The sequence below is a fragment of the Verrucomicrobiaceae bacterium genome (assembly GCA_016713035.1).
Taxonomy (GTDB): Bacteria; Verrucomicrobiota; Verrucomicrobiia; order Verrucomicrobiales; family Verrucomicrobiaceae; genus Prosthecobacter.
Window position 1 is genome coordinate 490864 of the sequence record JADJPW010000004.1, and the last position, 15204, is coordinate 506067.

The 15204-nt window shown below is 60.0% G+C and carries 8 protein-coding genes and 3 pseudogenes; 8 read left to right on the forward strand and 3 right to left on the reverse strand.

From position 1 onward, the window contains the following. Positions 1-38 precede the first annotated feature (38 nt). From IPK32_16275 to IPK32_16300, 6 genes are all read left to right on the forward strand, one after another. Positions 39-692 (forward strand): hypothetical protein, encoded by a 654-nt coding sequence (locus IPK32_16275; GenBank protein ID MBK8093487.1) that lies wholly within the window; start codon positions 39-41, stop codon positions 690-692. Between the two features lie 23 nt (positions 693-715). Further along, a complete protein-coding gene (locus IPK32_16280; GenBank protein MBK8093488.1) occupies positions 716-3085 on the forward strand; it encodes a ComEC/Rec2 family competence protein in 2370 nt (789 codons plus the stop codon). 42 nt (positions 3086-3127) lie between these two features. Continuing rightward, on the forward strand, positions 3128-4042 hold the full coding sequence (locus IPK32_16285) for a sugar phosphate isomerase/epimerase (protein MBK8093489.1): 915 nt from the start codon (positions 3128-3130) through the stop codon (positions 4040-4042). Positions 4043-4076: 34 nt separating this feature from the next. After that, a complete protein-coding gene (locus IPK32_16290; GenBank protein MBK8093490.1) occupies positions 4077-5336 on the forward strand; it encodes a glycosyltransferase family 1 protein in 1260 nt (419 codons plus the stop codon). A gap of 45 nt (positions 5337-5381) precedes the next feature. Next, on the forward strand, positions 5382-5696 hold the full coding sequence (locus tag IPK32_16295) for a hypothetical protein (protein MBK8093491.1): 315 nt from the start codon (positions 5382-5384) through the stop codon (positions 5694-5696). Positions 5697-6134: 438 nt separating this feature from the next. Further along, on the forward strand, positions 6135-7307 hold the full coding sequence (locus IPK32_16300) for a hypothetical protein (GenBank protein MBK8093492.1): 1173 nt from the start codon (positions 6135-6137) through the stop codon (positions 7305-7307). A gap of 47 nt (positions 7308-7354) precedes the next feature. Here IPK32_16300 and IPK32_16305 read toward each other — a convergent pair whose 3' ends face one another. From IPK32_16305 to IPK32_16315, 3 genes and pseudogenes are all read right to left on the reverse strand, one after another. Then, positions 7355-8107, reverse strand: coding sequence for a DUF695 domain-containing protein (locus IPK32_16305; protein ID MBK8093493.1), 753 nt, complete (start codon positions 8105-8107; stop codon positions 7355-7357). 78 nt (positions 8108-8185) lie between these two features. Further along, the gene (locus IPK32_16310) at positions 8186-10765 is read right to left on the reverse strand and encodes a VWA domain-containing protein (GenBank protein ID MBK8093494.1); all 2580 of its coding nucleotides are present in this window, start codon (positions 10763-10765) and stop codon (positions 8186-8188) included. 23 nt (positions 10766-10788) lie between these two features. Beyond that, a pseudogene (locus IPK32_16315) lies at positions 10789-12379 on the reverse strand (putative DNA binding domain-containing protein). A gap of 207 nt (positions 12380-12586) precedes the next feature. Here IPK32_16315 and IPK32_16320 point away from each other — a divergent pair. Further along, positions 12587-14025: pseudogene (locus tag IPK32_16320) on the forward strand (malonate decarboxylase subunit alpha). 63 nt (positions 14026-14088) lie between these two features. Next, positions 14089-15203: pseudogene (locus tag IPK32_16325) on the forward strand (thiolase family protein). The last annotated feature ends 1 nt before the right edge of the window (position 15204 follow it).

The following is a 15204-nucleotide window of genomic DNA, read 5'->3' on the forward strand; positions in this document are numbered from 1 at the left end:
TTTGATAGCCTGGAGCAGCTTTTTCACCTCTCCCGCTCATGAACAACCAGCTCTTGATCCGAATTTGCATCGTCGTGCTCGTCCTCATCGGAGGCTACCTCGCCTATCAGAAAGTCATGGCGGCCAGTGATGGGATGAAGCTGGTCTATTTCATCGCACTGGGTGGCGTGGGTGGTGTGCTGGCGGTGAAATACCTGCTGCCGTGGATCGGGGATGCGATGGGGCAGGCCGTTTTCTCCAGTGGGGAGGAGACAGAGCAGGATGACATGATGAAGGCGGCCGCCAGCATTTCGCAGGGCAACTATGAAGCCGCGATCGGCTTCTACAAAAAGATGATGGAGGAGAAGCCAGAGGACCCCTTCCCTGTCGCAGAAATTGCCAAGGTGTATGCGGAGCGGCTGCATGAGCCGCAGATGGCACTCAATGAGCTCAGGCAGCATCTCCAGAGCCGCGAGTGGCCGGTGGATGATGCGGCTTTCATCATGTTCCGCATCGCGGAGGTGAATATGACGCATCTGCATGATTACGCTGAGGCGCGTGAAATTCTGGAGCAAGTGATCGGCAACTTCCCCGGCACACGGCATAGCGCGAACGCCTACCACAAGATCAGCGAAATCGAGCAGCTCGAGTTCAAGCACATCCAGGAGCAGAAAAACAAGGCGGCTCTAGCTAGCGCCGCATCGCAGAGCTGAGCAAAACCCTCACTGTGCTGCGTATGTGTGCCAGCGTGGGCCGATTCAATGCCTGGGCGCGGCTCAATCCGCTCTTGCTCGCCGCATTTGCCGCAGCAGGGGGCCTGCTCATCGCGGAGTATGGTGCCATCGACTCCCCCAGTGCCTGTGGCGCGGCGCTGGGGCTCAGTGCGCTGGCTTTGATGTGGCGGCGTGTGTGGCTGGCGCTGGTGGCATGCATCGGTGTCTTTGCCGCACTGCATGCCCTGCATCTGGAGGCGACTTTTCGTCATCCGCTGCGTGCCATGCTGCTATCTCAGGCAGAGAGCCGCGCAGTGGTGACGGTGCGTGGTAGTCTGCGGCCTGATCACGAATCCCGCGTGCTGCCGAATCGGGCGAATGCGGCCATCCATTTTCACAGCGTGGTGTTCGCGGATGGTAGGAGCATTCAGCAAACGGGTGAGTTGCTAGTGAGGCTGCCACGTGGGGTGAGCTTCCCCGGTGCAGGGCAGTATGAGCTGCGGGGTGTGCTGCACGTGCCGCGTGTGCGGATGAATCCGGGCGGCTTTGACTCCGAGACGCACTCTTTGCGGCGTGGATTCGTGGGCCGCATCGACGCGGAGGCGGTGCGTGTGCTCCCTGGCCGTGGTGAGCCGCTGCGCTGTGCTTTGCTGGATGCGGCAGAGGCCTCACGGAGCTGGATCGCAGAGCGACTAACGCGTGGCATCGCGCAGGATGCGGCCACGGCAGGTGTGATCCGTGCGATGGCGCTGGGCGTGGCCGAGGAGGCGCAGGAGGAGGTGGAGGAGGCTTTTCGAGATAGTGGTACGCTGCATGTTTTCGCCGTCAGTGGACTACACGTCGGTCTGCTAGGCATCATCATCGGCCAGATGCTACGGATGCTGCGCCAGCGCCGCTCGCGGGTGGTGGTGGCGATGATCACGACGGTCTTTGTCTATGCCTTCATCACGGGCTGGCGCCCTTCGGCGGCACGCTCGGCGTGGATGATCGCGGTGATGCTGCTCTCCACGCTGGCGGATCGCCGCTCCTCGCTCCAGAACTCCCTGGGCCTGGCCGCGCTGCTGGTGCTGGTGGCGGATAGTCATCAGCTTTTCTTAGCAGGCTTTCAGCTGAGTTTCGGTGTGCTGTGGGGCATCTCGATGTGGTCGGACTCGCTCTCCGAAAAACTGCGCCCATGGATGGAGCTCGATCCTTTTCTACCTGATCGACACGCGAGCTGGTGGCAGCTCCGCATGCGTGATGCACGGCGCTGGATCGGTGGGAATCTGGGCGTGTCAGTGGCGGCATGGTTGGGCAGTGTTCCTTTCATTTGGCTGCATTTTCAGAGCATCACGCCCGTGGCCGTGGTGGCAAATCTGGTGCTGGTGCCGCTCTCCACGCTATCACTGGCAGTGACATGCATGGGCATGATCAGCGCGGCGCTGCATCTCAGCGGCCTGCTTTCCACGATCAATTGTGCGAACTGGGCCCTAGCTCGTGCGATGATCTACTGCGCGGCGTGGTTCGCGGCGCTGCCTGGGGCGAATCTCCACGTCAGCTCCACTCCGCGCTCAGCAGAGGTTTTTGCGACGTGGCATGTGCTGGATATGCCGGATTGCGGTGCCGCAAACCACCTGCGTGTGGATGGGCGTGACTGGCTGCTCGATACAGGTCATACGCAGGATTACCGTGCTCAACTGAAGCCTGCGCTGCGCCACGCAGGCGTGAATCACCTGGAGGGCATCTTCCTCAGTCACAATGATCGTGACCACGTCGGCGCGGTGGATGCGGTAGCGCCAGATTTTGGCCATCCACCACTCTATCTCAGTGCGGTGGAACAAGAGATGGCCGCCCCGGCAAACTCGGTGCTGCACAGCCTGCAAAGCGGCTCGCTCACCCCCTTGCTCAAGGCTCTACCCACCGATGCAGGCCTCTGCCCAGGTGCGGATGAAAAAAACACGCGTCTCATCTGCCTGCATCCCGGCACCCATGCACGCACCGGACGTGGCGATGATCGCGCCATGGTGCTGCGGGCAGATCTACACGGCTGGCGGCTGCTGTGGACGAGCGATGCGGGCTGGAACACCGAGCAGGCTCTGCTGGAGTCCGGCGCAGACATCCGCTGCGACGTCCTCATCCAGAGCCACTGCGAGAGCGATGAAGCAGGCTCCCCGGAGTTCCTCCAAAAAGCGGCTCCGAGGGTGGTCATCCACGCTGCAGAGCCTGGTCGTCTGTTGCTGAAAATGCCCGCGAGGCTGGAGTCCTGGTGCACCGAGCAGCGGGTGCCTTTGCTCAATCCATCTGCCACCGGCGGCATCAGGATCGAGCTGCAAGCAGATGAAATGCGCGTCCAACCCCTGCGCGGTGCCGCCGAGCTCGCCCTTCGACGAAAACAGGCCGTAGCAGTTGAATAACGGCACGATCCAGCTTTCCCTGGGCGTTCTCAGATCACCGCCATGTCCACACGCCGTCACTTCATCACCACCAGTCTCAGCGCCCTCGCTGCCTCCTCTGCATCCGCTATCGAGCCCATCGTCCGCCCCGGCAAAAGCCGCATGCAGCTCGGCGTGGCCGCATACAGCTTCCGCGAGTACTTCCAATGGATGCGTGACAAGGAACAAAAGCCCAAAAGCGACCGCAAGCCCTGGAGCATCCTGGACTTCATCGACTGGTGCGGTGACAACAACGTGGCTGGAGCCGAGGTGACGAGCTATTTCTTCCCACCCGATGTGGATGAGGCCTTTTTGCTCGAAGTGAAGCGCCGCGCTTACCTGCGCGGTGTGCAGCTCACTGGCACTGCCGTGGGCAATAACTTCGCTTTGCCAAAAGGTGACAAACTCAGCGAACAGATCGCCTACACGAAAAAATGGATCGACTACGCCGCCATCATGGGTGCGCCGCACATCCGCGTCTTTGCCGGTGCCAAGGAAAAAAGCCTCAGTGAAGAAGAGGCGGTGGCGAACTGCCTCGCCTCCTACCAAGAGTGCCTCGACTACGCAGGTAAAAAAGGCGTCTTCCTTGGCCTAGAGAACCACGGCGGCATCGTCGCACTGCCGGATAACCTGATCAAAATGGTGCGTGCCGCGAAAAGCCCTTGGGCAGGCATCAACCTCGATAGCGGCAATTTCCACACAGCGGACCCTTATGCAGATCTGGCCAAAATCGCCCCGTACTCGGTCAACGTGCAGCTCAAGATGGAAATCAAGCGTGAGGGAGCAAAGGAAGGCGAGCCCAGTGATGTGAAGCGTGTGATCCAGATCATGCGCGATGCGAATTACCAAGGCTGGTTCACCCTGGAGTTTGAGACAAAAGAAGACCCATTTGTCCGAGTGCCAGAGATTTGCGACATGCTCAGGCCGCTGCTGGCATAGCGCAAATACCCGCCCATCCGCTAGATCCCTCCACATGCACATCCACCTCTTACCACTAGGCAGCGCGGGAGATGTCTTTCCCCTGATGTGGCTGGGCCGCCTCCTGAAAGCCCGTGGTCATGAGGTGACGATGATCACGTCCTGTCTATTTGAGAAACACATCCTGGATCAGGGGCTGAAATGCGTGCCCCTGGGCCGTGCTGAGGATTTTGAGGCCTTGCTCCAAGATCCACGCATCTGGCAGCTTTTGCAGGGCCCGAAAGCCTTGTTCGAGGAGGCTATCAAGCTGGCAGAAACCTATTTATCCGCCGTGGAGAGTCATCCACCCGTGGATTTGATCCTAGCGCCCGTGACAGCCATCGCAGGACGGCTCGCACGGGAGAAGCTGGGCGTGCCGCTGATCACCATGCACATGCAGCCAGCACCTGTGATGAGTGCGTATGAGCCGCCGCTACTGCATCCGGCCTTTAAGAGCTTCCGCACACGCCCCCTGTGGTTCAAAAAGCTCATTCTATCTCTGCCGAACCCAGTCGATTTCATCGTGATGCCGAAATTGCGTGCCTTGTGCAAACAAAACGGCGTGGCCCCTCCTCGCAGCTTTTTTCGGGATTGGTGGGACTCGCCCGATGGCACGCTGATGCTTTTCCCCGACTGGTTCGCAGCTCCACAGCCAGACTGGCCGCGAGAGATGCTCCAGTGGACATTCCCGCTAGAGGACCTAGGCGGTGGGAAAGCACTCTCGCCAGAGCTTGCCGCCTTTCTAGACGCTGGAGAGCCGCCCGTGCTCTTTACCGCAGGCAGTGCGAACAAGCAGGCCGCCCGCTTTTTCCAAACAGCCGTGGAAAGCATGCGCAGACTCGGCAGGCGTGCGATGCTACTGACTCGCTACCCGTCCCAGGTGCCTGCGGATCTGCCGCCGGGCTGCATCGTGGTGGAGTATGCACCTTTTAGCCACCTGCTACCGCGTGCCGCAGCTCTGGTCCATCATGGCGGCATCGGCACGCTCTCACAGGCCTTTGCCGCAGGTGTGCCCCAGCTCATCATGCCCATGGCACATGATCAGCCAGACAATGCAGACCGCATCGAGCGCATGGGAGCAGGCCTGAGCATCCAGCCAGACCACTTTGAGCCCGAGCGTGTCACGGCAGCACTACGCCGCTTGCTCACCGAGCCCTCTTTCCGAGAGACCTCGCAGAAGTACGCCGGGCTACTCGCCGTGAAACCAGATACCGACGTGCTACTGCGCTGGGTCGAATCACATGCGAAACACCCAGTGACTCGCGCCACACCCTAGGTGCTGCCATGACCAAGCCACAGCCACCCAGCCTGTCCCCGACCGATGCGTAAAACCAAAAACGACCAAGGCAAGACCGACTACATCGCGGACCCCGCCTCCACCGAGGTCCTCTGTGCCCGCTTCTACGATCTGAAGACCGCCAAGCCCATCTTCGCCGGTGCCGACGACGGCATCGTGTACTCAACCTTCCAAGAAATGGCCGCCAAAAACAAAGTCGCCTACGACTTCTTCAGCACCCGCCCCGCCGAACTCCGCGACATCAAGTATGATCAAACCGCTGCTAATCATAACATCTCTGACATTGCTTGCTGCATGCACAAGCCAAGTAAACTTGCCTTATGTTGCACAAATCGATGAACTGGATGCTCCAAAGGTGCGTTGGTCCCCAAAAGACTCCGTTCACACTTACGCATCACTGACGCTTATCGATTCAAAGTCTGCCAAAGAGCTCGCTCGTGTTCGCAGTGTATTCGATGAGGATTGGGTTGCATCTATGGGCCGTCCGGAAGGCGATTCAATCAGCACGTTTCGCAGCCCAACGAATACCACGATCGTCGTTCACGAATGTGCCTCCGAATCTTCACCAAACGAGCACTTGGCGATTTTCACCAAAGACAGCAGTTCCGGCACATGGACTGTCCAATCGACATTTCCACCTCACAAACCCGACTTTCTATACGGACACTATGGAGTAACGCGTGGAGTAGACGATAACCACCTATACTACCAGTTTCCAGACGGTATACTTAGACGCATAGAACTAACATCACTTCCGCCTAGAGACATGACACTACCATGACCTACAAACAGGTCGTTTGGCCTCTCCTCTTTTCTTCATTCGTCATTTTGATTTCGTCATTGGCGGCGCAGCCGCCGAACATGCTCCTCGGCACGCAGGCCATCGGCGCGCGGTATCAGTTCACGAAAGACGAGCCCTTGCTAGAGAGTGCGAAGCTGATCGCGGAGCTGGGGTCGGGCATCATGAAGTTCTCGATCTCGAAGCAGGCCTCGTTTGGCAAGATGAAGGCGAATGTGCTCAACAATGATCTGGGGCTGAAAACCCTCGCGGAGATTGCCGCGAAGGACCCGACGCATCGCGCGGTGCTCGACATGCCGTTCACGCACGTTTTCATCTGGGCCTATCCCTTCACCACGCATGGCAGCGCGGGCGCGTTCAAGCCTGAGGAACGCGATTTGGAGGAACGCGAGATGTTTGACCTCACCGCGCACCTGCTGCGCACTTACAGTGGCAGCGGCAAAAAATTCTACCTCGGTCACTGGGAGGGCGATTGGCACCTGCGACCGCACTTTGACCCTAAACAGCCCTTCCCCGAGCACTTTGGCGACAATTTCATCGCCTGGCTCAAGGTCCGCCAGCAGGCCATCGACGACGCAAAGCGCGACACGCCGCATCAAAACGTCGAAGTCTGGCACTACACCGAGGCAAACCTCGTCGAGCCCTTCCTCAAAGGCGGCCAATGCCTCACCAACGACATCCTCCCGCAGGTAGATGTCGATTTCGTCAGCTACTCCTGCTACGACAGCTTGCAGCGCGGCATCCGCGACGATCTCCACGCCTCGCTCAACCACATCGAGTCGAAGCTGAAGCCCAAGCCAGGCATTCCCGGCAAACGCGTCTTCATCGGCGAATACGGCTTCCCCGCGCGTCGCTACTCGCCGGAGGTGCAAAACAAAAAGAGCATCGAGACCATGATCGCCGCGCTCGAATGGGGCTGCCCCTTCGTGCTCTACTGGGAACTCTACGACAACGAAGGCACCCCCGATAAACCGGGCGGTTTCTGGCTCATCAACGAAAAGAACGAAAAGCAGCCCCTCTGGCACACGCATCAGCGCTACTTCACGTGGGCGAGGAAACACATCGCGGACTTCCAGCAACGCACCGGGAAGCTTCCGACCGAGGCGGAATTCCGCGCAGCGGCGTTGGAGTATCTGCGAGGGCTAAAGTAGCCTTGTTGCTGCGCAACAAGGGCAAACCCTGTTCCGCAGGAACAGGGCTACTTGACCGAAAGTGCGCCCCAGCCATCAAACTCCAAACCTAAACTTTCTGCTTGATGCATTAAATAGACCGACTCCGGCCCGATTAATTGCATGTCTAGCGGCATAGTTTTTGACATCAGCAGCCTCTCTTCAGACGAAGACAGTTCCATCATTTGATAACCTCGCCCCGACAAAACCTGTGCCAGGGTTCTCAAAGGCTGCTCGCTGCCTCTGAAACAGTATTCAATCACATGAAGTTTTTCTGGATCGCTACCACTCTCCATCAATGACGCCACGACGCGTTTGTCCGTAATCCATTGCCATGATTCGGGCGAGGGCCAAACCGAATCGAAGAAAAAATCCCAACCTTCATGTTCTGAGATATCCATGCCTTCGTAAGCGTCGATTTCTCTCAGCCAAAGTCCTACATAAGGCCGAAACTGGTCCCAATCGCCCACTTGAAACACCAGCTCGCGTTTTCCAGAGTGGGTGAGCCGTCCGACCATGAGGCAATCAGCCTCATTTTCTGTCAAGAGAGCCGCCAGATCATCCTCCATCGCCCAAAGCACATCCGCCTCCTCATTGGCAGGCCCACCGTTTTCATTCGGCTTTTGGATCGGAATAATGATCCTGGCACAATGAGGGAAACGACTTTGCTCGATCTTATCGGCCTCAGTGTAAAAAGTGGAAATCACCGGTCCATTGTCGGTGCGATAAAGGTAGCTTTCCCAGTTCTGTTCAGGCACAACGCTCATACCTTCGTCTAGCACGGCGGCCTTCGCAGTGTCGAGACCAAAGTAGCCTTGTTGCTGTGCAACAAGCGCAAACCCTGTTCCGCAGGAACAGGGCTACTTTCTCAACACCACCGCCAAAATCCCGCTCGCGTGCTCCCAGCGGCGGATGACGGTGTCGATCAAGAACAGCAGCAATGCCGCGAGCACCAAGTCCGGCCACAGCTCGATGTGCTGCATGGCTTTGGTCGTCTCCAAGTTCGGCAAAGCGGCGTTTTCGGCCAAAAACTCGCCACCGGTGAGATTTGCGGCTTCGCGGAGCAGTGTTTCGTTCACGGTGCCGAGGCTGGCTTCGCTGCTCGGATTGTGCACGAGACCGGCGCTGACCATTTCGGCACCGCTGCGGGCGCGGATGAGATACACGCCGGCTTCATCTGGCTGGAAGTGGCCGCTGTATTCGCCGGGGGCGGTTTGGGTGAGCGTGAGCTGCTGCGTGGGCTTCATCGGCGCACCGAGGGCATCGGCGACGATGTGGAAGACCTCGGCGGTGACAGCGGCGTTGTTCGCACGGGTGCCCGCATCGCTCAAAAGATCGACGGTGATCTTCGCGTCATCGCCTTGCATCGTTGTGGCGAGATCCATGAAGCGACCCTGCGGCGGGCGAGCCGTTTCACGCAGGATTTGTGACCAAAAACGGCTGTAACCCGGCCAGCGGGCGATCCACAGCGAAGCCCAGCGGCTTTTCGCATCGGAGGTGAACGCGGTGACATTGCCGAGGCCGAATCGCCAATGCGCCAGCAGCGGATCACCGGTGTCGGTGAGCAGTGGCGACTGCGCGGCGGCTTTACGCGTGGTTTTGACGTAGCCGAGCAAATCCGGGCTGTCCCATTTTTCGAAGCCCGCGAGCATCGGATGTTTTTCGACGAGTTGAGGCGTGAAGGGCTCCTCGCGGATCATGCGGCCGGTGTGCATGAGCGTGTCCTGCGTGAAGATGCGCGTGATCGTGCTCGCATCGGTCGTCGAGTAGCTTTGACCTCCACCCGCGCTCGCGATGGCATGCAGCAGCGCAACGTGGGAACCCTCGCCAATCGCCACGGTGGAGATGGTGATGCCTTCACCACGGCATTGCGACGCAAAGGCTTCATAACCACCGCCCGCCGTCTGGCCATCGGTGAGCACGATCATGTGCTTCACGCGGGCTTTGACGCGCAAAAGAGCCTCGCGAGCCAGTTTGAAGGCTGGTTCGAGGTTCGTGCCGCCACCGCTCGCCACGGCGGCGATCTGGCCGGTGACCGCGGCGGTGGAGGTGAGCCGCGTCATCGGCGCGACGACGTGTGCTTCACTGTCAAAGGCCCACACGCCGATGCTGTCGTTGCGACCCAAAACCTCGGCGGTGGCGATAGCGGCGCTTTTCGCCATTTCGAGCTTCTCACCAGCCATCGAGCCGCTGCGGTCCATCACGATGGCCACGGCCGCGCTTTGCTTTTCCTCTTCATCCGGCGCTTTGAGCCTCACAGGCAGCGTTTCTTCGATCGGTGTGCGATAGTAGCCACCCGTGCCGAAAGATCCCGGCCCTCCGAGCATGAGCAAGCCGCCGCCAAGCTTGTCGATGTAATCACGCAGCATGTTCATGAGCGGCTCACCAAGCTGATGCGCGGGCACATCGCTCAAAATGACCCCGTCGTAGCCCGCGAGCTGGTCGAGGCTGAAAGCCAGATTGCCCGGCTGTCGCAAATCGAGCTCCACGCCCTCTTTTTCCATCGCCTGCGTGAGGTAGCGAGCCTCCGCCGCATCGCTCTCGATGTAGAGCATGCGCAACCGCCCACGCACATCGACGATAGCGAGCGAGCTGTTGTTCCCTGGCAAGGTATCGCCGCTGATGCCGTCCAAAGCGGCGCGATAATGGTAAATGCTCCGCGTTGCTGGAGTGCGTTGAAACGTGAGCACACTCGGCGTACCCGGCTTGAGCTGCACAGGCCGTTTTTCCACCTCGATGCCGTTTTCAAAGAGTCGCAGCACGCCGCTCGCTTCAATGGTGCTCTCGACCGTGGCCGTGAGCTGCAAACTCGCGCCTTCAAACAACCGCGAGCGATTCGAAATGAGCGACCGCACCCGCGCATCCGGTTTCTTCGGTCCCGCGATGGGCAGTGCATGCACTTTGATGCCGCTCACCGCCGCCTCGCGTGCTGCGGCGAGCAAATCGCCGCGTGTCTCGTGTCCATCGCCGATGATCAATACATTGCGGCTCGTTCCCGGCGGAAACATCGCCTCCGCATACTCCAGCGCCGCCGCGTAATGGCTGTCGCCACCGTTTTTCACCTGCCAATTCTGCGTTTCGGCCTCCGTGGCCTTTTCCGGCAGCAGATCCGGCTTCGCACCAAGCTGCACGATGAAGCTATCGATCCCGCCCGCTTCGCCTTGAAGCCGCCGCGCCTGCTCCATCGCCTTCTTCGCCCCTTCCTCGCCCATGCTTTGCGACGCATCCACCACGATGCCCAGCGCCTTCCGCCCCGTCTGCGAAACCCGCGCCGGTCCCGCCAGCGCCGCGATGATCAGCATCACGATCACCGCCCGCACCACCAGCAGCAGTCTCTTCCGCAACCCCGTCATCGGATGCGAAGACGCGGATTCGATCCACAACAGCGCCGCGAGCGCCGGGAGGATCAAAAGCAGAAGTTTGGGTGATTCCCAGTCCACGAGGTCAGTTCAAGGTTCCAAGTTTAAGGTTTCAGGTTGCTGGGCCGATGCTGAGCCAGCCAGGCGCGGCCTTTGTCCGTGAGGCGATATTTTTGCAGGCGGCTGTTGGGTTTGTCGGGGCGAGTCATTTCGATGAGGCCGCTGGAGAGGGCGGGTTTTAGGTGTCGTTCCTCGAAGTTAGTCCGGCTGCTCAGTTCCAAAGCAGTCTGGAGCTGAAGTCGGCTCATCGTATCAATAAGTGATAGGACCAGCTTCTCCACTTCCGGCGTGACTTGCCCTGTGACTTGCCCTGTGACTTGCCCTGTGACTTGCCCTGTGACTTGTACGGTCACTGGGTCGCTTTCCTCCAGCAGCAAATGCGCCGCCTCGGGATGCACGGGGAGGCGGATCATGAAAGAGAGGCGGCTTTCGTCGCTCTCAATGAGGGCGGGCGGGGAGCCGTTGCGCTGCATGGCGCGGAGGATTTTCGGGATGCCGGTGGCGCGGCCTTCGGTGAGGTCGAGTTCCTTTAAAAACTCGCCCACGCGTCGGTTCCTGTAGCGACGGGACACGGCGCGGCCTTGGCGCAGATCGTCGAGGCTGATGCTGCGGTCCGGGCCGGGGAAACTCAGCACGATGAGCTCATGCGGCGTGATGCGCACCTCCACCGGCTCGCGTTCCTCGTAGCTGCGATGGTAGATGGCGTTCACCACCGCCTCCTCGACGGCGGGATACGGGAAATTTTCCACACGAGTGGCCTCGGCGCGGTCTGCGTGCTTGATGACGATTTCTTTGAGGTAATTCCGCCGGATGTAGTCCAGCGCCTCCCGCAGCATGCGAGCGAGCGGGCCACGGAAGGTCTTTTCCTCAAAGCGATCTCCGCCCGTGTCATCCGGGAACCACACCACATCGATCTGCGTCTGCGGAAAGAAGCGCCACGGCTCCGGGTGGAAAAAAAGCAGGCCTGCATTTCGCGGCGCGAGGGTTTCGCCCGCGCCATCCGCGAGGTTCATCTGCTGCGCCAGCTTCTCCATCGGCATGTCCGCCGCCGGTCCAGCGAGATCGCTCTCCACCTCCTGAAGAAACTGCACGATCAGCTCCCGCGAGAGCTCCGTGACCTTCGCGGAGGGCATCGTGCGATCATCAAAGGGCACCTTCGCGGCGAGCGAGAGCAGCTCCTGCTCGTCCGCACCGCGAGCCTGCACGGTGGAGGAGCCGTGGCGGATGAACCAGGCCCATTCCTTCGCGTCTTTGCCGAGCGAGGTGCGGGCTTTGTAAGGCCGCGCCTGTCCGCCGGGTGCCCACACGGCGAGGATGAGCCTGCCCCTGCACCGTCGTCGGCACGGCCAGAGGATGATACGAGGGCTGGATCGCGGAGCGGCCGAGTTCGAGCAGCTTCTTTTGGATCGCATCCACCTGCGCGGCCTCTAGGCCCTTCGGCGGCAAAACGGGACGCCCATCCTTTTCCTCCACTCCAAAGACGAGGTAACCACCTCCCCAGTTATGAAAATCATTCGCGAAGGCGCAGATGGTGCGCAGCGCCGCCTCGGGGTTCCAGCCTTCCTTGAACTCCAGACGCTCCCACTCGACCACGCGGCCGGTAAAGAGGTCTTGGATGTCGATGGGCAGGGGCATCGGGGAGTGATGAGTGATGGATTGGGCGTGGCAGGCTGGATAACTGCTCGATGCTTTCGGCGGCGGAGCGGGGATTTCAATTACCGGAAAGGCTGAAAGTGTTTCAGGCGCAGTGTGGCTGAGAAGGTCTGCCCTCCATGCTGCGAGTGGGCGGGCGATGAACTTTGCGTGGATATTCCATACGACTCGCCTAAGACTCCGCGCTTCATGCGAGCCCCTGCCCTCATATCCTCTGCTGATGATGCTGTCGCGGCCATCCCATCTGGTAAGACGGTGGCGGTGGGCGGCTTTGTCGGTGCAGGGCACCCTGAAATGCTCACGGCGGCCCTGGAGCGGCGCTTTTTAAAAACGGGCACGCCAAATGATCTGACGCTGTTTTACTGCGCTGGCCAGGGGGATAAGCTGGAGCGTGGGCTGAATCATCTGGCGCATGCAGGCTTGCTCAAGCGCATCGTCGGTGGACACTGGAATCTCGCTCCTAAGCTGGGTGCGCTGGCTTTAGCGAATGAAGTGGAGGCCTACAATCTGCCGCAAGGAGTCATGAGCGTGCTGACGCGTGAGATCGCGGCAAAGCGGCCCGGTTTGTTCACTCAGGTGGGGCTGAATACCTTCATCGACCCCATCCATACAGGCGGGCGGCTCAATGCACGGACGACGGAGCCACTGGTCGAGCGTGTGGAGCTAGATGGCCAGACGTGGCTGCGGTACAAGTCGATCCCGATCCATGTCGGACTGATCCGGGCGACGTATGCGGACCGGCGCGGGAATCTGAGTATGGCCAATGAGGCGCTGATCAGTGAGGTCCTACCAATCGCACAGGCGGCAAAGAATCACGGCGGGATCGTGATCGCGCAGGTGGAGAGCGTGGTGGATGCGCTGCCAGATCCGAAATCGGTGCGTGTGCCAGGCATCCTGGTGGACTACATCGTGCCGAGTGGTGGAGTGCAGCATGATCAGACTTTCGCGACGGTGTTCAATGCGGACTTCGTGACCTCGAACGCGGCTTTTGATCTGCCGCCGATGAGTGATAGTGACCGCAAGCGCATCGGCACACGGGCACTGCGCGAGATCAAACGAGGCCATGTGGTGAATCTCGGTATCGGCCTGCCCGAAACGGTCGCTGCCGTGGCGGCGGAAACGGGGCGACTGAGTGAATTCACGCTCACCGTCGAGAGCGGCCCGAGCGGTGGCGTGCCGGCAGGCGGGCTGGATTTCGGGTGCAGCCACTTCCCAGAGGCGGTGACGGATCAGCCATCGCAATTTGACTTTTACGACGGTGGCGGGCTCGACATCGCGGTGCTAGGCGCAGTGGAGATCGACGCAGAGGGTAGTGTGAATGTGGCGAGCTTTGCAGGCCGGTTCTCCGGTGTAGGCGGCTTCGTGAATATCAGCCACGCTGCACGAAAGGTCGTGTTTTGCTGCACCTTTCTGGCCAAGGGAATGCCAAGTTCGTGCGCAGCACGCAGCATGTGTGCTTTCACGGGCCATCCGCCATCGCACGCGGACAGCAGGTGCTGTATGTGACGGAGCGTGCGGTCTTTGAGCTGACGACGCAGGGGCTGCGATTGGTCGAGGTGACGCCTGGATTCGATTTGCAGCGTGATGTGCTCGACCAGATGGAATTCCGCCCGCTGTTGATGGAGTGAATCACTTACTTTGCCATCCACTGGATGGCGGGCCATGATGTCCTTCTAGCCCCCCATATCTTTATGAGACCTGTATTCATCTACGACGCAAAGCGCACGGCCATTGGCAAATTCGGTGGGGCATTGAAAGACCTGCACGCAGCAGATCTGGCCACCGAGCTGGCAATGAGCATGCACATCGACGCGAAAATCGACCAAGTCATCCTCGGTCAGGTGTTGCAAGCGGGCTGCGGCATGAATGTGGCACGCCAAGTGAGTCTGAAGCTGGGTTTGCCGCAGGAGGTGCCTGCGTATACACGATCAACATGGCTTGCGGCTCATCCCTGAAAGCTGTGGGTCTAGGCGCAGCAGCGGTGGCCAGCGGTGAAAGTGACTTCATTCTGGCTGGCGGCGTGGAGTTGATGAGCCGCGCTCCGCACTATGCAATGGATCAGCGCTGGGGGCGGAAGCTCGGTGATGCGGCGCTGAAGGATGCACTCTTTGTCGATGGACTGAGTGACCCGCTGCTGCACATCGGCATGGGCGAGACGGCGGAGCGTATCGCGGACAAGCTCGGCATCACAAGGACAGAGCAGGATGCGTTCGCCGCACGCAGTCAGCTGCGAGTGAGTGAGGCGGATTTCAGCCGCGAGATCATCCCTGTGGCCGGTTTGAGCCGTGATGAGCACCCGCGTGCCGATACGACCGCCGAATCGCTCGCGAAGCTCAAGGCCGCCTTCCGCAAAGACGGCACCGTGACGGCCGGAAATGCCTCTGGGATCAATGATGGGGCCGCATGGGTCGTTTTGGGGCCAGAATCAGCCTCCATGACTCCACGGGCGAAAATCGTCGCGACAGCGGCTGTGGGCTGTGATCCGGCTTTGATGGGTTTGGGGCCCGTGGGAGCTATTTCGGCCGTTTTGGCAAAAACAGGCTGGCGGCTCGATGAGGTCGATGCTGTGGAAATCAATGAAGCCTTCGCTGTGCAGACGCTGGGCTGCGCCAAGGAGCTGAGACTCGATGTAGAGCGGCTCAATCAGCGCGGTGGTGCCATCGCACTAGGCCACCCCATCGGCGCTAGTGGTGCGCGGGTGCTGGTGACGCTGCTACACCTGATGGAGGACGCAGGCTATCAGCGTGGCATTGCTAGTCTGTGCATCGGCGGTGGCATGGGCATCGCGATGGCGGTGGAGCGCTGAG